The organism is Parabacteroides hominis (assembly GCF_014287585.1).
In the GTDB taxonomy this organism is placed as follows: domain Bacteria; phylum Bacteroidota; class Bacteroidia; order Bacteroidales; family Tannerellaceae; genus Parabacteroides; species Parabacteroides hominis.
In genome coordinates, this window is the sequence record NZ_JACOOJ010000043.1 from 20,581 (window position 1) to 39,427 (window position 18,847).

The 18,847-nt window shown below is 44.0% G+C and carries 23 protein-coding genes and 1 pseudogene; 14 read left to right on the plus strand and 10 right to left on the minus strand.

What is annotated here, in order from left to right; all coding sequences use genetic code 11:
• Positions 1 to 21: 21 nt before the first annotated feature.
• Positions 22 to 237: a hypothetical protein gene (locus H8S65_RS17905; RefSeq protein ID WP_186931232.1), complete on the minus strand. Its 216-nt coding sequence runs from the start codon at positions 235 to 237 to the stop codon at positions 22 to 24.
• Between the two features lie 123 nt (positions 238 to 360).
• On the opposite strand from H8S65_RS17905, the gene H8S65_RS17910 reads away from it, so the two are divergent.
• The 5 genes from H8S65_RS17910 to H8S65_RS17930 all read left to right on the plus strand — a co-directional run bounded on the left by H8S65_RS17910 (position 361) and on the right by H8S65_RS17930 (position 5,897).
• Positions 361 to 1,422 carry a Gfo/Idh/MocA family oxidoreductase gene (locus tag H8S65_RS17910; RefSeq protein ID WP_186931233.1) on the plus strand — a complete coding sequence of 354 codons (1,062 nt, stop codon included), beginning with the start codon at positions 361 to 363 and terminating at the stop codon, positions 1,420 to 1,422.
• Positions 1,423 to 1,514: 92 nt separating this feature from the next.
• Positions 1,515 to 1,769, plus strand: a complete 255-nt coding sequence (locus H8S65_RS17915) for a hypothetical protein (RefSeq protein WP_186931234.1) — start codon at positions 1,515 to 1,517, stop codon at positions 1,767 to 1,769.
• A gap of 12 nt (positions 1,770 to 1,781) precedes the next feature.
• Positions 1,782 to 2,099 (plus strand): type II toxin-antitoxin system RelE/ParE family toxin, encoded by a 318-nt coding sequence (locus tag H8S65_RS17920; RefSeq protein WP_186931235.1) that lies wholly within the window; start codon positions 1,782 to 1,784, stop codon positions 2,097 to 2,099.
• A 108-nt stretch (positions 2,100 to 2,207) separates the two neighbouring features.
• Positions 2,208 to 3,488: a serine hydroxymethyltransferase gene (gene glyA, locus H8S65_RS17925; RefSeq protein WP_075964664.1), complete on the plus strand. Its 1,281-nt coding sequence runs from the start codon at positions 2,208 to 2,210 to the stop codon at positions 3,486 to 3,488.
• Between the two features lie 60 nt (positions 3,489 to 3,548).
• Entirely contained in the window at positions 3,549 to 5,897 is a 2,349-nt protein-coding gene (locus tag H8S65_RS17930; protein WP_186931236.1) for a family 20 glycosylhydrolase, read from the plus strand.
• Positions 5,898 to 6,042: 145 nt separating this feature from the next.
• Here the strand turns inward: H8S65_RS17930 and H8S65_RS17935 are convergent, their stop codons facing one another.
• On the minus strand, positions 6,043 to 8,493 hold the full coding sequence (locus H8S65_RS17935; RefSeq protein WP_186931237.1) for an alpha-L-arabinofuranosidase family protein: 2,451 nt from the start codon (positions 8,491 to 8,493) through the stop codon (positions 6,043 to 6,045).
• Between the two features lie 201 nt (positions 8,494 to 8,694).
• On the opposite strand from H8S65_RS17935, the gene H8S65_RS17940 reads away from it, so the two are divergent.
• Positions 8,695 to 9,813, plus strand: a complete 1,119-nt coding sequence (locus H8S65_RS17940; protein WP_186931238.1) for a hybrid sensor histidine kinase/response regulator — start codon at positions 8,695 to 8,697, stop codon at positions 9,811 to 9,813.
• An 82-nt stretch (positions 9,814 to 9,895) separates the two neighbouring features.
• Here H8S65_RS17940 and H8S65_RS17945 read toward each other — a convergent pair whose 3' ends face one another.
• From H8S65_RS17945 to H8S65_RS17980, 8 genes are all read right to left on the minus strand, one after another.
• A complete protein-coding gene (locus tag H8S65_RS17945; protein WP_186931239.1) occupies positions 9,896 to 10,654 on the minus strand; it encodes a polyprenol monophosphomannose synthase in 759 nt (252 codons plus the stop codon).
• A 71-nt stretch (positions 10,655 to 10,725) separates the two neighbouring features.
• A complete protein-coding gene (locus H8S65_RS17950; RefSeq protein WP_186931240.1) occupies positions 10,726 to 10,998 on the minus strand; it encodes a hypothetical protein in 273 nt (90 codons plus the stop codon).
• A 225-nt stretch (positions 10,999 to 11,223) separates the two neighbouring features.
• Complete coding sequence (locus H8S65_RS17955; protein ID WP_186931241.1) at positions 11,224 to 11,931, minus strand: hypothetical protein; 708 nt, start codon at positions 11,929 to 11,931, stop codon at positions 11,224 to 11,226.
• Positions 11,921 to 12,100 carry a hypothetical protein gene (locus tag H8S65_RS17960; protein ID WP_186931242.1) on the minus strand — a complete coding sequence of 60 codons (180 nt, stop codon included), beginning with the start codon at positions 12,098 to 12,100 and terminating at the stop codon, positions 11,921 to 11,923. Before H8S65_RS17960 ends, H8S65_RS17955 begins: the two co-directional genes overlap by 11 nt.
• A gap of 118 nt (positions 12,101 to 12,218) precedes the next feature.
• The gene (locus H8S65_RS17965; RefSeq protein WP_186931243.1) at positions 12,219 to 12,509 is read right to left on the minus strand and encodes a hypothetical protein; all 291 of its coding nucleotides are present in this window, start codon (positions 12,507 to 12,509) and stop codon (positions 12,219 to 12,221) included.
• A 4-nt stretch (positions 12,510 to 12,513) separates the two neighbouring features.
• Complete coding sequence (locus tag H8S65_RS17970) at positions 12,514 to 12,855, minus strand: hypothetical protein (RefSeq protein ID WP_186931244.1); 342 nt, start codon at positions 12,853 to 12,855, stop codon at positions 12,514 to 12,516.
• 55 nt (positions 12,856 to 12,910) lie between these two features.
• Positions 12,911 to 13,063: a hypothetical protein gene (locus H8S65_RS17975; protein ID WP_186931252.1), complete on the minus strand. Its 153-nt coding sequence runs from the start codon at positions 13,061 to 13,063 to the stop codon at positions 12,911 to 12,913.
• A gap of 4 nt (positions 13,064 to 13,067) precedes the next feature.
• Positions 13,068 to 13,415 carry a helix-turn-helix transcriptional regulator gene (locus H8S65_RS17980; protein ID WP_186931245.1) on the minus strand — a complete coding sequence of 116 codons (348 nt, stop codon included), beginning with the start codon at positions 13,413 to 13,415 and terminating at the stop codon, positions 13,068 to 13,070.
• Positions 13,416 to 13,854: 439 nt separating this feature from the next.
• Between H8S65_RS17980 and H8S65_RS17985 the strand changes: the two genes are divergently transcribed.
• The 8 genes and pseudogenes from H8S65_RS17985 to H8S65_RS18020 all read left to right on the plus strand — a co-directional run.
• Positions 13,855 to 14,412: a helix-turn-helix domain-containing protein gene (locus H8S65_RS17985; RefSeq protein WP_186931246.1), complete on the plus strand. Its 558-nt coding sequence runs from the start codon at positions 13,855 to 13,857 to the stop codon at positions 14,410 to 14,412.
• 2 nt (positions 14,413 to 14,414) lie between these two features.
• The gene (locus tag H8S65_RS17990) at positions 14,415 to 14,672 is read left to right on the plus strand and encodes a hypothetical protein (RefSeq protein ID WP_186931247.1); all 258 of its coding nucleotides are present in this window, start codon (positions 14,415 to 14,417) and stop codon (positions 14,670 to 14,672) included.
• Between the two features lie 120 nt (positions 14,673 to 14,792).
• Complete coding sequence (locus tag H8S65_RS17995; protein ID WP_186931248.1) at positions 14,793 to 14,963, plus strand: hypothetical protein; 171 nt, start codon at positions 14,793 to 14,795, stop codon at positions 14,961 to 14,963.
• 22 nt (positions 14,964 to 14,985) lie between these two features.
• Positions 14,986 to 15,987 (plus strand): recombinase RecT, encoded by a 1,002-nt coding sequence (locus H8S65_RS18000; protein ID WP_186931249.1) that lies wholly within the window; start codon positions 14,986 to 14,988, stop codon positions 15,985 to 15,987.
• Between the two features lie 33 nt (positions 15,988 to 16,020).
• Positions 16,021 to 17,238 (plus strand): hypothetical protein, encoded by a 1,218-nt coding sequence (locus tag H8S65_RS18005; protein WP_186931250.1) that lies wholly within the window; start codon positions 16,021 to 16,023, stop codon positions 17,236 to 17,238.
• Between the two features lie 185 nt (positions 17,239 to 17,423).
• A complete protein-coding gene (locus H8S65_RS18010; protein WP_186931251.1) occupies positions 17,424 to 18,074 on the plus strand; it encodes a PD-(D/E)XK nuclease-like domain-containing protein in 651 nt (216 codons plus the stop codon).
• 102 nt (positions 18,075 to 18,176) lie between these two features.
• Entirely contained in the window at positions 18,177 to 18,638 is a 462-nt protein-coding gene (locus tag H8S65_RS18015) for a hypothetical protein (RefSeq protein ID WP_255489314.1), read from the plus strand.
• Positions 18,601 to 18,847 (plus strand): annotated as a pseudogene (locus tag H8S65_RS18020) (hypothetical protein); the annotation flags it as partial. The gene H8S65_RS18015 and the pseudogene H8S65_RS18020, both read left to right, overlap by 38 nt.

Sequence of the window (18,847 nt, forward strand, 5' to 3'; positions counted from 1 at the left end):
GTATGACAGTTGTTTTCGCAATTAAAAAAACGAACGATGAAGGAAAACGCCTTTCAATATGAAAAACGTACCCATTATCAGCAGGAAAATGAATACACATTTCACCATATACCCGACATAACGTTTATGCTTTTCATCCGAAAAGTAATTCCAGATAATAGTCGTTCCTTCCGGATATTTGATAAAGACCCATGCTATTAGGTATATGATTATTCCCTCAATAATATATTCGTTCATACGATATCAGTGTATTAAATCCAAACAGCTTCTAAATGTAGCAAGAAAAAACACATATGCAAAAAATCTCAAGGTATTGTAAACAATAAATTCATATCTTCGCAAAAATAAACTTTCATAAAAATGGATAAAATCAAAACAGGCTTAGCCGCCTTCGGCATGTCAGGACAGATCTTTCATGCCCCGTTTATCAGTACGAACCCGGCTTTCGAGTTGACAGCCGTCACGGAGCGCAGCAAGGAACTGTCAAAAGAACGCTATCCGGAGGCCCGGATCGTGCGGAGTTTCGAGGAACTCATCGCGCTGGACGAACTGGAACTGATCGTCGTTAACACGCCGGACAGCACGCACTACGAATATGCCCGCCAGGCGTTGGAAGCCGGGAAGAACGTGATCGTCGAAAAGCCTTTCACCACGACCGTCGAGCAAGGACAGGAGCTGGTCGATCTCGCCCGCTCCAAAGGGCTGGCCATAAGCGTCTATCAGAACAGGCGGTGGGATTCGGATTTCCTGACCGTGCGGGAAGTGCTGGACAAAGGACTTTTAGGGCGGTTGGTCGAGTTCGAATCGACTTTTCCCCGCTACCGCAACTTCATCAAACCGGGGACCTGGAAGGAAACCGGCTCCTTGGGGGGCGGCTTGACCTACAACCTGGGAGCACATGTGATCGATCAGGCGGTTCAGTTGTTCGGTGTGCCGGAAGCGGTTTTTGCCGATATCGACATCATTCGTACGGGCGGCATGGTTGATGATTATTTTGTGATCCATCTGTTCCGTCCGTCTAAGGCGCCACATGTCAAAGTCACTCTGAAATCCAGCTACCTGATGTGCGAACCTGAACCCCGCTTCGTCTTGCACGGCACGGAAGGTTCGTTTGTCAAATACGGCCTGGACCGTCAGGAAGCCGACCTTAATGATGGACAAATGCCCGGCACACCGGGCTGGGGAGTGGAAGACGAAAGTATCTGGGGACTCCTTCACACGGAAAAGGCCGGCAACGTCGTCCGCCGCAAATACCCCAGCCTCGCCGGAAACTATGCCGGGTTTTACGACAACATCCACCGCCACCTCCGCCTCGGCGAACCGCTCCTGACGGATGCCGCCGGCGTACTGCCTGTCATCCGCCTGATCGAGGCGGCTTGCGATAGCAGCGAAATGAGGCAAGTGGTGAAAATCAAAAAATAAAACAGACGAATGAAAAAGCCCGGTTTTATGCGGGCTTTTTCATCCGATATACCTATATTTGCAACAGCATCAACACATAAATACTTTATATTATGACAACTATGGAATTAAATGCACAAAAACAGCTTCTGATTGAAGAGATCCTGAAAACAGACAATCCAAGGCTGATCGATCACCTGAAAAAGGCCCTGGATAAATTCAAAGGCATGAATGTTATCCCGATGAAACGCCCCTGCGTTTACACACATGAAGAGCAGATGGAAATACTTCGCCAGTCATTGGAAGATATCGACGAAGGGAGATATCTTTCCACGGAAGAATTGGAGGAAGAAATGAAAACCTGGTAAAACAATAAAGACATGATGAATAACCTAAAGCCTTATTGGACTGACCAGGCGATCAGACAAATGAAAGAGATTTACGACTTCTACAAAACCTTTGGCAAGAAAACGATTCAAAAACGTATATCCCCCATAAAGAGACAAGTAGAGCGTTTAACCCATTTTCCTTATTTAGGAAAAGTGGAAGCTTGTTATCAAGAGACAGAATATTTTCGTTCCCTGATTGAAGGAGATTATAAAATCATCTATCTTATCAGAGAAGAACGGATCTACATCGTTGCCATTTTCGATTGTCGTCAGAATCCATCCAACTTATATACAATGTTAAAGTTATAAGGATATTTCGATATTTTTTTATCTCCCTATACAATTTTTTATCGTAAATTTGCCAACGATCCCCTAAAAGAAGAAGGGGACTCATTGCAATAACCAATTTTACATGTAATGAAAAGAGACAATATCATTTTCGACATCATTGAGAAGGAACATCAGCGCCAGTTGAAAGGCATCGAGCTGATTGCTTCTGAAAACTTTGTAAGCGACCAGGTGATGCAAGCCATGGGTAGCTGTCTGACCAACAAATACGCTGAAGGATATCCCGGCAAGCGCTATTATGGAGGTTGCGAAGTAGTAGACCAGAGCGAAACTATCGCTATCGAACGGTTGAAACAGATTTTCAATGCAGAGTGGGCCAACGTACAGCCGCATTCAGGAGCACAGGCTAATGCTGCCGTATTTCTGGCAGTCCTGAATCCCGGTGATACATTCCTCGGCCTGAACCTGGCACACGGTGGCCACCTTTCCCACGGTTCTCCTGTAAACAGTTCCGGTATCTTATACCACGCTACAGAATATAACGTAAAAGAAGACACCGGTCGTGTAGACTACGACCAGATGGAAGAAGTCGCTTTACGCGAAAAACCGAAATTGATTGTAGGTGGCGGTTCCGCTTATTCCCGTGAGTGGGACTACAAACGGATGCGTGAGATTGCCGACAAGGTTGGCGCACTTCTGATGATCGATATGGCTCATCCTGCCGGTCTGATCGCTGCCGGACTACTGAATAACCCGCTGGAATATGCTCATATCGTAACTTCTACGACCCACAAGACTTTGCGTGGTCCGCGTGGCGGTATCATCCTGTTAGGTAAGGATTTCGAAAATCCCTGGGGCAAGAAGACGCCGAAGGGAGAGATCAAAAAGATGTCTCAATTATTGGATTCCGCCGTATTCCCCGGCATCCAGGGAGGTCCGCTGGAACATGTGATCGCTGCCAAAGCCGTAGCTTTCGGCGAAGCATTGGAACCGGAATATAAGACCTACCAGGCCCAGGTAAAAGCAAATGCGGCTGCTATGGCAAAAGCATTCATGGATAAAGGTTACAAGATCATCTCCGATGGTACGGACAACCATAGCATGCTGATCGACCTGCGCAAGAAGTTTCCTGAACTGACCGGCAAGGTGGCTGAAAAAGCACTTGTTGCCGCCGATATCACCGTAAACAAGAATATGGTTCCGTTCGACAGCCGTTCGGCTTTCCAGACTTCCGGTATTCGTGTCGGAACTCCGGCTATCACAACTCGCGGCGCTAAAGAACCGCTGATGGCCGAGATCGTCGAATTGATCGATACCGTGCTGACTGCACCCGAATGCGACAAGACTATCACGGCTGTCCGCGAAAAAGTAAACAGCATCATGAAGGAATATCCTATCTTCGCTTGGTAAATAAAAAAGGGCGGCCTTTACGGTCGCCCCTTCATTCATACAAAAAACACCTAAATAAACATGATGAAACTCATTTCGATGTGTGCAGGCGCAGCACTTTGTATCCTTGCGTCGTGCAGCGAAGGGCCAACTAAACAGATGCCTTACAACCAAGGTATCAATGTAATCCCGACGCCTGTAAGCCTCGTCCAGAACGAGGGTAGTTTTAAACTAAGCAAAAACACAGCCTTCTCCGCTTCCACTCCGGAAGCTAAAACAGTTGCCGAATATTTTGCCGCTCAAATGAATCTTGCCACTGGCTATCAGATAACGGTCAGTGACAAGGCCGCCTCAAACGGCATTACACTGGCAATCGACGGAGCACTGGATGTAAACAACGAAGGCTACACGTTGGATGTGACTCCGCAAGGCGTGACGATTAAGGCTAAGACCCCGCAGGGTTTGTTCTACGGTATGCAAACATTCATGCAATTGCTTCCGGCCGAAATCGAAAGCCAGGCAGTCGTGAACGGTATTGCCTGGACTGCTCCCTGCGTAACGGTGAAGGACGAACCGCGTTTCGAATATCGCGGTATCATGCTCGATCCTTGCCGTCATTTCATCCCGGTAGAGAACGTAAAGAAGCATCTCGACGTATTAGCGTTGTTCAAAATCAACCGCATGCACTGGCATCTGACGGACGATCAGGGCTGGCGTATCGAAATCAAGAAATATCCGAAACTGACAGAAATCGGTTCCAAGCGCATAGATGGCGAAGGAACGGAATATAGCGGTTTCTATACGCAAGAGCAGATCAAGGAAGTGGTAAAATATGCAGCAGAGCGTTTTATCACGATCGTCCCTGAAATCGAACTTCCGGGACACGAGTTGGCTGCAATTTCCGCATATCCCGAATTGTCTTGCAAGGGCGAACCGACGACCCCGCGTATTATCTGGGGTGTGGAAGACATCGTATTGTGTGCCGGAAAGGAAGAACCATTCGAGTTCCTGCAGGATGTTTTCGACGAAGTCGTACCTCTTTTCCCTGGCGAATATATTCACATCGGTGGTGACGAATGTCCGAAATCAAGCTGGAAGGAATGCCCGCTCTGCCAGAAACGCATTCGCGAGGAAGGTCTGAAAGCCGACAAGAATCACTCTGCCGAAGAAAAGTTGCAGAGCTATTTCGTTCAGCGCATGGAGAAATACCTGTCCGATAAACATGGCAAAAAGATCATCGGATGGGATGAAATCCTCGAAGGCGGCCTCGCTCCTTCTGCAACCGTTATGTCTTGGCGTGGTGAAGAAGGCGGTATCGCTGCCGCAAACATGGGACATGAAGCGATTATGACTCCGGGAAGCGGCGGCATGTACATTGACCAGTTCCAGGGTGATCCGAAGATCGAACCGGTTTCTATCGGCGGTTACGATCCGTTGTCAAGAGTGTATGCATACAATCCGACACCCGATACTTTGGTCGCTACCGGAAAGGCAAACTTGATCAAGGGTGTACAAACAAACCTGTGGTCCGAATATATGTACAACACAGACCTGCTGGAATACCGCGCCTACCCGCGTGTGCTGGCATTGGCTGAAATCGGCTGGACTCCATTGGCACGCAAGGATTATAAAGACTTCGAACGTCGCTTGGATAATGCTTTGGTCCGTCTGGACGAACTGAACATCAACTACCATATTCCGCAACCGGAGCAACCGAACGGTTCATGCAATTTCGTAGCTTTCACCGACAAGGCTTCTCTCGAATTCAAGACTACCCGTCCGATCAAGGTGGTTTATACGATCGACGGAACCGAACCGACTCCGGAATCAACCGTCTATTCCGCTCCGATCGAATTCACGGAATCCGGCGTTCTGAAGATCCGTTCCGTATTGCCTTCCGGCAAAATGAGCAAGACTCGTACGATCACAGTTGAAAAACAGGCCTTAGCTCCTGCCAAGGAGGTTGCCGGAACTACTCCGGGATTGGAAATGCAAGTGACCGACGGCATGTTCCTGAATTCTTCCAAACTGGGAGACGTAAAAGAATGGAAGAAATCGGTTATCAAAGATTTGCGTGAAATCACCAGCGTAGTAAAAACAAGCGAATCCATGCGCGGTGTCAAGCAATATGCTGCCATAGCAACCGGTTACGTCAACATCCCGGAAGACGGTGTTTACTACATTTCTTCCGACAACGAAGAAGTATGGATCGACGGCAAATTGTTAGTGAACAACGGCGGTGAAGTGAAACGCTTCTCCCGTCACGACAGTTCGGCTGCATTGTCGAAAGGCTTGCACGAGATCAAGGTGGTATTCTTGGGACATATCATCGGCGGCTGGCCTTCAAACTGGAACGACGGAAGCGTGAAGCTCCGTAAAGCCGACTCCGACAAGTTTGTCAAGATCACTCCTGAAATGTTAGTCCATTAACTAATGCGATACTAAACGGAAAAAGGCTGCTTCATTACAGAGGCAGCCTTTTTTATTTCATCCGACAAGCATCCGGCAGTCAATGGACCGGCATCGGTTGGACACGCGACAGGCATCGGTTTTGAATCCGATGCCTGTCGCCCTGTCAGTCGATCTTCAATTTCATTATCGTAATCGAGTTCGGAGGGAAATTGTATACTCTGGGATCACTCAGCGAGAAGGATATTTCTTTTGTCTCCGGTATGACCACATCGGGTTTGTCGTAAGTATTACGCGCTTCGGGATCTCCTGTAAGCTGAATAATTTCCGCCGTATTTTTGACACTGACACCTTGCAGGTCCAACTCCGTCTTCTCTTCGTGCTGAGTCGTGTTGATCACCTTCAGTATAATCGTATGAGTCTCCTTATCCAGCGCCGCAGTAGAAACCAATGAAGGTATGCCGGGAAGTATCGCCTCATGAACCAGTGTGTCATTCACAAAACAACCGATTTGTTCGCCTTTACAAGTGATCTTCACGTTATACCAGCGATTGCTCTGGAACGGATAAAGGACAGGCGTACGCAATGTATCCCTCACTCCTCCCGCCTGGCGATAGAACTCGATAATGCCAGTACCGATTGTCAACCCGATATAGTCATTCCGCTCTCCGGGAAACCCGTTGTCACGCACACGGAACTGGATTTGTCCACTTCCCTTCGTCCGCCTGATATCCGCCGAGAAGGTATAGTCATAAGCAGACGAATCGCCTAAAAGAATGTAGTTCCACTTGTTTGCAACCGGTGTCAACGTGCCTTGACCGACTGTCCAACCTCCGGTCATAACAGCCCCTTCCGTAACCGGCGAATTATCTATTTTCACATCCTTAAACTCATAGCTGTTATCGAACATTTCGATGCCGGCGCGTCCGAAGGTAACCTGGGGTTTCTGATAAGTGCGGACTTCGGTCTTCAGCACTTCGTCTCCCCTGTTGCTACTAAACATTTGCAACAGATGGTAAGAAGGAGAAAGGGCGATCTGTTCACCGTCAAAAGAAATGGCCGGATAACGTTCTATCTTGTATTTCGTATTTCCCAGAACCGGAGCATAAGCCAAACGCTTCACGATGTCCTGTCCGTTCTCTGCTCCTGCAAGGAAACAAGCCTCCCCGATAGCCGCCTGCAAACTTCCGGGAGCAGCCCCGCCGGACAAGCCGAATTCCCCGATAAAGGCAGGAGGCATCCGGCGCGTATGTCGTCCGGCAACAAAACGGTTGTGATTGGAGATCAAAAATGATTCGCTCGAATAAAAATGAGTATCCGACCATTCATTCCTGTTCTTCCCTCTTACGTCGGAACTGCTTATCACCGTAACGTCCGGATAAGCCTCCTGGATCGCTTTCTTAAACAGCTCGAAACGCTTGGTATATTCCAGTCCGTAATTTTCACTGCCGATCTCCACATACTTCAATCCGAAAGGTTCCGGATGTCCGTGACCGGCCCGCAAGGCTCCCATAATGGAATCGGCCGGTTCATTGGCATAGGCGATAGCGTCCAAAGCGTCCTGTACCAATTTGCCCATCGCCGTTATATCTTCATAACGCGGACGGCGGCTTTGGTTGGTCACACCGCTATTAATGACATAGATAGGTTCGGCATCCAAGTCTTCACACATTTGGAGATATTCATGATAGCCGATACCGTTCGTCGTACCGTATGCCCATACATTCCAGAAATGTTTGCGTTCGGCAATGTCCCCTACGGTTTCACGCCAGACCGGATAGGTTCCGGCCGTATATCCCTCTACAAAGCTTCCGCCGGGGAAGCGAATGAACGCAGGCTTCAATGCAGCAATCAGTTCCATCAGTTCCGGACGCAATCCGTTCGGACGGCCTTTCCATGTCTTTTGCGGAAGCAGGGAAACGACATCCAGCCAGAAAACAGCCGAACTGTCAGTCGTTATCGTCAACACGGCTTTGTTCGTATTCGAGGTTGCGGTAAAAGTATGCTTGTACTTTCTCCATTCATAGGCCGGAGCCACGCGAAAAACTTTGCTGAAGGCCGTCTCTCCGGTAGAATCAGCCAAAGTCAGGCTTACGGTCTTCGGAACCATAGAGGCTCCTTTCATATAGAAAGACAAATCATATTTCTCGCCTTTTCGAAGTGGTATTCCTCCATACCCTTCGGCGACGACACCTCCTTTTCCCGACTCGGCTGAAGCGGACACCGAGACCAGCAGGGAACGCCGGTTCTTGTCATTAATCAACTCCTTAGTGTCGGGATACATATAAGATGTCGGAGAAAAACGACGCCATCCCGGCATCGAATCAGAACGCAAGAAGGGAATACTCCATCCATTCGGGGTAGTCAGGACCCGGCGGACAGGGTCGTACGGGCAGTTCAACGGAGGCACTCCATCTTCAAAGCTCCGGTTTTGTATCAGTTCCGCATAAATACCACCATCCACCGCATGGTTGATTTCCTCAATGGTCAAACCATACAGCTCCTTGTTTACTGGGATTGTCAAACCATCCCCCTCCACCAGAATAGAAGATGTTACAGGCATTTCCGGCTGACAGCTGGCAAATATGAGCGCTAAAAGAACTAAATTCGATTTCATGGTGCAAACTTAAAGAATAATTTCAATAAAAAGCTCCATCTCGTCCTATATCAAGCGTTTTAGCTGTGCACGCTTAATGTACAAAAGAAATATTTTTCCGAAATAGAATTTATTTTCGGGGAAAAAGACGATTATGTCAACAGAATTAAATACATTTGTATCATTGATAGTATTTGAATATCAAGAAAAGTACAGAATCAAATGGAAAACTTAGCATCACAATATACTGTATTAGTGGTAGACGATGTGCCTACTAATGTTATGCTTGTGCAAGCGATATTGAAAAAAGAAGGTTATACGCTATTGACGACAGATAGCGGGGCTAAAGCGCTACGCATCGCCCAGGAAAGGCATCCTAATCTTATTCTGCTCGATATTATGATGCCGGAGATGGACGGATACGAAGTGCTGCAGCATCTGAAAAGTAATCCGGAAACCAACAACATCCCCGTCATTATCATGTCAGCCTTGAGTGATATGCAAAGTATCGTGAAAGGTTACCAGTTGGGCGCAACAGAATATGTAACAAAACCTTTTCAACGGGAAGAATTGGTGAAACGCGTCGCCCATCGTTACGAACTATTCAGTATTAAACGCATTAAGCAGGAACTTGAAAACACGATCGAATCCCGCGATACGCTCTATTCCGTTATTGCACACGATTTGCGCTCTCCGCTTGGTTCTTTGAAGATGATGAATAACGCCATCCTGATGATGGTCGATAAGAATCAGGTTAGCGACGAGGTATACGAAATGCTTCAGATGATGAACAAGACATCGGAAGAAATATTCCAGCTTCTCGATAACCTCCTGAAATGGGCGAAGAACCGTCTGAACAAACAGAATATTTACAGGCAGCAAGTCGACATCAACAGCATTGTCAACAGCACTGCCGAGATATTTATTCCGATGGCTACCCAGAAAGGTATATCCATCACGCTTGAAGGTCTGGATAAAGAACTGATGGGATCGATAGACATCGATATGGTAAAGACAATCGTCCGTAACCTGGTTTCCAATGCGGTCAAGTTCAGCTACGAAAAAGGTGTGATTACGGTATCGACCAAAACAGACGGGGATTTTGTCGTTGTCAGTGTGAAAGACTCAGGTAAAGGGATCAAGAAGGAAGACCAGGGTAAGCTGCTGAAGCAAAACACTCATTTTACTTCTTATGGGACGAATAACGAAAAGGGGTCCGGCTTGGGATTAATGCTGTGCAAAGACTTTGTCGAACAGCTCGGTGGCAAGTTGTGGTTCGATTCCGAAGAAGGGAAAGGCACTACCTTCCATTTCTCCTTGAAAGCGTTGAATCAAGAATAACAAACAACAGCATAATAAAGGCAATAAAAAAGCTGCATCTTTGAAAGGTGCAGCTTTTTTATTGCCTTTATATATAATGGTATTATCCGGCAATCGCTTTCCGGCTCCCTTTTTGGGGGTATTTACGGAACAGACTCCACCATTTCAATTTCAATACGCCAAACAGTGCTTCCCCGAAGATAGAGGAGTTCATCTTGGAAGTGCCTAATACACGGTTGATAAAGATAATGGGGACTTCCACAATTTTATAACCACACTTATATGCCGTAAACTTCATTTCTATCTGGAACGCATACCCTTTGAAATGGATACGATCCAAATCGATCGTTTCAAGTACCTCGCGACGGTAGCATTTGAAACCGGCTGTCGTATCTTGCACTTTCATTCCGGTAACAAAACGGACATATACGGAAGCATAATAAGACATCAACACACGTCCTAACGGCCAGTTCACGACATTCACTCCGTTGCAGTAACGGGAGCCGACTGCAACATCACCACCCTGTTCCGTACAGGCAGCATATAATTTTGGAAGATCATTCGGATTATGACTGAAGTCCGCATCCATTTCAAATATAAAATCATACTTATGCTCTATAGCCCACTTGAATCCGCAGATATAAGCCGTGCCTAATCCTAACTTGCCTTTACGTTCCACCATGAAAAGACGTTCAGGGAACTCTTTTTGCAGCCGTTTTACAATATCAGCCGTGCTATCGGGCGATCCATCATCTATAATCAAAATATGAAATTCTTTCTCCAACCCAAATACAACCCGAATAATATTTTCTATATTCTCCTTCTCGTTATACGTGGGAATAATAACAATACTGTCTGACATATAATTTAATCTGTTAATTTTTAGCTCGTTACATATATAACTGTAAACTATTTGTAAACCATCCTCCAAAGTTACATATTTTTTCTGTGTAAATCTATCATCCAGTTTGCCCATTCGTCTGTTCCGTAAGCCGGAATATCGAACCACTCCTTATCACTTAACTGTGGCAAGAGCTGCATGATCCGCTCCAACTCTTTCTGGAATCGGAAAATATCCTCCTCCGTTAGCTTTATTGAATAGTGCTTTTTGCATTCCTTTAGTTCGGGAAAGGCTTGAAGCAAACTCATTATCTCGGTAAAAACGGGAGACTCGCCCTTGTCTATCCTTAATGTGATTCCGGACATTCCTCTTCCCTCTTTTCAAGTTGATATGTCAAGAGAGCATTTTCTTGCTCCAAGACTTTGCACCGGCTAACAGCATCCTTTAAGTGTTTCCGGAGAGTATCCCGTATAAAATCTTTTAGTTCCATATTACTTTTATTTAAACAACCCTAATGTCGTTGTTATACTTGTAGAAATAGTCTTTATCCTATAACTCAAAGTTACTCTATGAATTCAACATTTCAAAGTTTAATGATTATCTCTTAAATCATTAAGACCAACTCGTTTAGTATTTTTATACAGTTTATCTTTAAATTCACTCCAGAGCTGAACCACTTCATCAAATTCTTTTTTTATAAGCGAGTAATTATCCCGCAATTGTACCGATTGCATTATTTTATCTATAATAAATTCCGAACTACTATTCAATCCTATCTTTTCATATTTACTCTCGATTATATACATAATTCCATCACGAATACTCCAAGATAGTGTCATCGAATAATATTTTGCATAATTTATACTATTTGCAATGAGAGCTTTATCTATAGCCTTTACATAATGTTCAAATCCTGCTAATAAATACTCCTTCTCTTTTGTGTATGCTTCTATATAGTAACAAATAGAATAAAGATCTTCAATTTTAAGATTTGACTCCTCCATTTTTTTATGCAAATCACGAACATCTTTTTCTATAGAGTATAGCTTAATATTAGAATCATTTATCGATTTTCCTAAGGAGTTATTTTTCGACTCAAGCAAATTTATAACTCTTTTAGTCTCAATAGAATTATAAATCTGTGATCCCACAATTATAGTACATGCTGCACCAACAAAAGATGCTATAATAGCAATAAAAGACTCATGTGTGATTGTCACATCTATCCGAAGAAATGTAATTATTAATGCTATGGTAGAAAACACTAACGCCAACAATGACATCCAACTATTCTTCATCTTTCGTCAATCTTTTACGATTATACAAATTGGAGTATTCTTTATTATCACGTTTCACTACAACGTCGCCATAACTATCCATTCTTTCTACTACTCCATGATATGGTGATCCATACATGCTTTCAATATAGACTTTATCGCCTTTATTAATTTCTTTGTTATCTTTCATAATCTACAATTTATAGTTCAATTATTTCCTTGTAAAAGTATAGGTCAATAATACTACATAAATCACAACTATCGCTATACCAATTCAACCAGTATAGGCACACAAATAAAGCCGTGAATTATTTATTATTAGAGTTATTAAATTCAGATTCTATTATACCCAACTTTTTCAAATTAAACAATGCCGTATATCCACAATTTTTACACGTTGCAGAAATTACTGATACAAAATCAACTCTATCACCAAAAGATATGTTCAAATCATTTTTTTCTCGGTCATATCCTATTATTTGCAACTCAACTGGAGCTAAGTCAAACATTCTTGACTGACACATAGGGCACTGTAAACCTTTTGTTTTCTCATTTATTGCATCTAATGCTTTAACAGCATTTTCCATACTCATTTTCATAATCTTATTTTTTAAAAATTTTTGATCGACCAAACAAATATCCTAATGAAAGTGTTACGAGTGGTATAAATAAATCCCATACTTTTACCAAATCACCAATAAAGTCCGGAACCTTCTCATTATCTCTAAAAAGCCAATAATTAATAACAACCAATACTGAAAGAATTGCGCCTACAATAAATACATATTTAATCACCTTATATACAATAGCTTGTTGCGCATTACTTCCAGTTCCTATTTGTCCAGACATAGCGCCACAAACTTCCCCATTAACAATTGTCAATTTACTTTTAGATTGATCAACTGTCATTACATAATTATCTGAAATCACAACATCTTCTGGCATAAAATTTATAATTTGTTCTTAATCTCTATCACCCTATCACCAAAAGTTAACCTTATTACTCTTTCTTTGCTAATTTATTTTTCAATTGCTCAATTTCATACTCAAGTAATGCTATATCATCTTTCAGAACTTGGTTCTCTTTTTTCTCACGTGCATACTGATGACGAAGTATAGCGATCGTTTTGTCTTTGTCTTCTATATTATCCATAGTGCTATTTGTTTAGTATTTGTACAATACGCTCTTTCAAATTCAACTTAATCACATCCTCGGTGTTAAGCTCAACTTCAACTAGTACCTTTGCCTTTTTAGGAACAATATCAAAATTTGCCTTATCACAATCTGTCTGATCCTGTTTTAGCAAATACAATTTGGCAAAGTCATAACCCAAAGCTTCTGAAACATTATACAAAGTGTTTGTATCAATACTTGATCGACCTAAAAGATAGTCCACACTCTGAGGCTTAACATCCAGTCTTCTAGCAAGTTCTGCCTTTGTTACATTTTGTGTTTTCATCACATCTGTAATGATCTCACCTATATGTATATCTAAATTCTTCATATATACTAAGTTACATACTCAAATTTTGTAAACAGAGATATTTGCATCACAAATCATCTGTTATTTATCAAATATTTTATCACATTTTCTTTGATATATCATAATTTATCTGTTTATTTGCACCTGTATTCATTAATACACTGTCAAAGGTGAAGAAATTAGAACATATATAATAATGTAAGGAGGCAAAAATGGAAAAATTAAACCTACAAGGTCATGAGACAGGCGCTCGTTCGTTCAGGGAGATATACTTCTCTATGGATAACACACCGCCCAAGAAGGCTTTCATCCAAAAGATAGCTACCGCTACCAAACGATCTGAATCAGCCGTCAGATGTTGGGTAGCGGGAGTTTACCAACCGGATGCATTAGCCCAAGAAGTGATAGAAAGAGAACTTGGCATCCCTGCCAGCGAGTTATTCCCTAAGAAGGAAAAGGTATGCGCGCAATAGAATTCTATACCACTCCAGAGGGCGAAATTACAATCCGTGAGCAGGGTATGCCGGAGCGCCAGCTAAAGGAATCAGATATTGACTTCATCCAAGATTTCCTGGAAGTGCTGGAAGAGTTCTATCCGGAAGCTTATGTGGCACTTCGCAAGTACTACGCCCGTTACGACGGGAATAAATGCTATCGCGATTTCTTAGCGGTCAGGAGGTTTATCAAATGTAATTTCGGATTGTATGACAACATGATCGATATCGATGAGAACTGGAACTTCAAGTTTGAATTTGTCGGTTGTCCTCTGCGTGGGGAATGTGATGGCTTCAAGAAAATCTGTGAACCGAAGTTCAACAGCACACTTTCAGACAGTCAACTTAGGGTGATGGAGCTTTGCTACTATGGCAAAAAAGACGAAGAGATTGCGGAAGCGCTTTTCATATCGTCGCACACCGTAAAGAACCATCGGAAGAACGTCTTCCGGAAACTCTCGATACACTCCACGGCGGAGTTCATACGATATGCGAACGAAAAGAATCTTTTTAAAAGCGAATGACTATGCCAACCGAAAACACCTATCAAAGCATACCTTCTTTACGGAAGATCGAGATTGAGTACCTCGCCCTGCAAATCTCAAAGATACAAGCAGGAATCCGGGAATTCATCGGGCAAAAAGAAGCTCGTGTACGTTTTGGTAGGCAGAATGTGGAACGGTGGGTGAAAGAAGGAAGATTACAGCGTTACAAACGACCGGGCAAAATCGAATACAGGTTGGAAGACTTGTATAAATGCGCTCTGGATCCATACGATTACTAAATGAATTATTAACACGGCAAGGCACTCCAGGTAAAGGGTTATCGGAGGATGTTTACAATATAAATCCAACTCGCTATTTCAAAGACAAGTAAACGGCTTTTGCCAATTAATCATTGATGTATGAAAACAAATTACTGGAAACTCGTCCAAATGACGAGGTGGGGATTCTACATCCTGTTTGGAACGCTTGCCATACTTGGTACTATCGCTATTTGCTTGGGCTATTTCCAGCATATAGTTACGGCATCTGGTTGCGTGGCAATGGTTTACACGATAAAGAGACATTGGTAATTAATTTTTTAACAATAGAATCATGTCAAATCAAATTCAAATCAAAGTAGCTGAACTGAATCAGCTGAACCCACTCATGATAGCGGACGATAGCCGGGTTGAACAGAAGTTCATACTCATGTACAATGCGATCTGGGGAACCGATCAGGGAACACAGATTTATAAAAAGGAAAATTTCAACTTTCGGAAAATCTTACAGGATAAACCGGAGTTGCAAAGATGTTCCCCGTTGTCCTTGTATGGCTGTTTTCTGGATATTGCCGTAAACGGTCTGTCTCTTGATCCTACAGGACGGCCCCACTGCTATATTCTCCCTCGCAGCACGAAGACCGGCTATAAGGACAACAATGGCAACGACATCTACGAACTGCGTGCTTATCTTTCCATCACCGGCTATGGTGAATTGGTGATGCGTCAGCGTGCCGGACAGGTTCGGTATGTGGACAATCCGGTTGTCTGCTATGAAGGTGATACTTTCTCCCCAGGTTTGGTCGATGGCGTAAAGACTGTTACCTATCAGGCTGCATGTCCTCGCAAATCCAATAAGGTAATCGGTGGCTTTATCCGTATCGTCCGTGCTGACGGAACTGTAGACTGGCATTGGATGATGGAAGGCGATATTAAACGCTTGGAGACATACAGCTTCAAAAACAATCAAAGATGGAATCCGCAAACCCGGCAGAAAGAAGGCAAGGCGAACGCCCTCTATACCTCAAACGAAGGCGGCATTGATCCGGGCTTCTTGGAAAGCAAGCTGATTAAACATGCATTCGACGGATATCCCAAAGTCCGGACCGGAAAGTTTACGGTATTCGAAACCCAGGAAGAGCCACAAGATATCGACTACGGGTTGGAGGAAACAACCGCTATCCAGCCCAATCAAGCCGGACAGCAACCACAAGCCCTCCAGCCCAAATCGGAAAATCCTTTACAGGGATTCGGAGAGCAACCGCAAGCGGAACCGGTACCCGCATCAGGTATAACAGCCCAAATATCACAGGAAGATGAAGATGCCGGATTTTAATAAACTCGATCAATCACTTAAAAATTTATCACAATGGATACACAAGCTAACAATTCTCTTATCAAAGTGGAAGAATTCAATCAGATCATGCAATCGGCTCCTGCCACCTTGCAACGCAACCAGGCTTCCGTATCGGCTTGCAACCAAGCCGGACAAGCACTTCTGGACACCATTGAAGCGGAAAAAGGTATCAGCTCGGATGAACTGGATGCGAAGGTCTCAGAGTATCTGGCGAAGACGAAAATAACAGTAGAAAACATGAACAAGCGTCGCAAGCCATTGACTCAACTTCTGGCTACGGTCAGCAAATCATTCACTTCCTTGGAATCAGCTATCGATATCAAATCGGCAACCACTATTCCCTATAAGCTCCAGCAAGCCCGCAACCGATACGCGGCAAAGAAGCTGGCCGAACAAAAACGTAGGGAAGAGGAAGCCCGCCGTAAGCAGATGTTGGAAAACGAAAAGGCACAATATCGATCAGATATCACTGTCATGTTGGATATGGCGTATGCCGCATACGTGGAAAAGCATATTAACGCACTGAATAATATGTTCAATCGTGCCACCCTTGCTACCTATAACAATGTGTGCCGACAGATATCCGAAACAAGTACCAATTTCTCTTGGAGCGCTTTTGTTGAAAACGTCTCTGATAATAAACAGACTTTCTATATGGATGCCGAGACCCGTAAGGCAATAAAAGGTGAAATCGCTATACAAAAGAAGAAAGATTTTACAGAACGTTACCGCTTTGAAATAGAGGGCACAAAACAAGATTTGATCGACAAGCTCCCCAGCCTTCGCAAGCAATTGGAAGAACAAGAGGAATTACGCCGTACCAATGCAGCCGAGGCAGCCCGCTTGGAAGAAGAAAGCAAACAACGGGAAGCTGAAGCAAGAAAAAAGCAGGAAGAGGAACGCAAACGCCGGGAAGAAGAGGCTAAAGCCAAAGCAGAAGCAGAGAAAGCGGCAGCCGAAGTACAGGCGGCATTCGACTTCTCCGCTGCCAACATGTCTCCTACTCCAACGAAATCCAAAGTCAAGAAAAAGATTCAGGTAACCAATCCACAGGGATTCATGCAGGTATATCAGATGTGGTTCATGCGCGAAGGAATCAATATGAGTATGGAGGATCTCGAAAAGATTCACAAGAAGATGATCACTTTCTGTGAAAAGATTGCGAATAAGGATGAAGAACAAATCCAGTCCGCATTCGTGAAATATGTCGATGATGTAACCGCCAAATGATATGAAAAAGAAACTATATCTGTCCTCATGGATAAACTTCGGGAAATACAGACGCGAACCGAGTATTCTAAAAAAGATTCTTGATACGGAAGAGGGCCGCAAATGGTTCCAGTGGCTAATGGATAACACCTACAATTTCGAATTTGACTTTGCAGTAATTGAATACTTAAAACTCAAGGAAGAAGATGCAAGATATGTATTACCAACGGTCGGAGGTTAGCAACTCTGACCTGACAGAACTAAAGAACCTCCTTTATCCCCGTACTCAATATGGGGATAAGGAAAAGGCTTTCAAATTTGGCAGTCTGGTAGATGCAATGTTGACGGAGCAGGAACGGGTCCGGTATGACAAACGGATGGTGGACGATGTATTGTATTCCGGCGAAGATTGGGAGCTGGCTATAGCTATGATTAAGTCGCTCCGGATGGAAGCCCGGCATGACCCGATGCTTGCGTTAGTCTTGGAAAAAGCCGAAACACAACGGTTCATGGTCAATAAGGCGCAACGTTTCCAATATGGCAACTTTGAATACACTCTCGACACCCGGTGCAAATGGGACTGGTGGCTTCCGACATTCGGATTCGGCGGGGACCTGAAAACGACCTTCGCCCAAACGCAAAAGCAGTTCAACGAAGCGATTGACTTCTTCGATTGGGACCGTTCCCGTGCCTGGTATATGGACATTGCCGGAAGTCGTCAGGATTTCATCTATGGTATCTCCAAGAAGAACCAGAAAGTGTTTAAAGCATTCATCAGACGAGACGAGCAGACCTACCGGAGAGGAAAAGAGAAATACGAGGAACTTGCCTTTCGCTGGTGGATGTTGTTCGGTTAGAAAAAGGGTGCATCCTTTTTTGAAATAGCATGCACCCTTTTCCAGAAAAGCATGTACCCTTTTTAGCAAGAGGTTGTCCACTTATATTTTAATAGAAACGAAATGAATTTAAACATCACACCAACAGAAAATATTCTCACCGAACTGGAAGCCATCGATTCCTTCCTGAATATTACCATGAGTGAAGAAGTCCAAGAAGCTGTCCTACGTGGAAACGACCTTGCCGTCTATATCGCCCGGACCGGGAAGCTGTTAGCAGATGCCAAATACCATCTGAACGGGAAAAAGAAATCGGAAGTCTTCGATACGTTACGGGAAACAGCCTCACGTGCCGGGGCTACCTCCAAGGCAGTAAATGCTATCATTGACAGTCTGTGCAAAGATGAACAATATCTTGTCGATTGGTGTGATCGTTTGAACCGGACCGCGACCCATCAACTGGAATGGTGTCGCACTGTAATCAGTAAAGCAAAAGCAGAAATGGCCTTGCGCCCCAAAGTTATAACAATCCTAAATTTTAAAAAGTATGGAAGAAAAATTAGTAAAAGAACAGCCTGTGTATGAAATCCAGAAAGTTAAGCTCAAGAACAACCAGGTAACAGCAGACTACACAGAGCGATTTGTAGAAGCAAACTACAAGAACGAAGTAATCATATCATCCCAGCAATTCGTTCATCCGGACCTGTTATATGCCATGAGTTTGTTAAAGACTCATGCCGTCAAGATTTGCGAAATGCAGGAAGCCGGAGTCGTAAATATCGAAAATCCTTCGG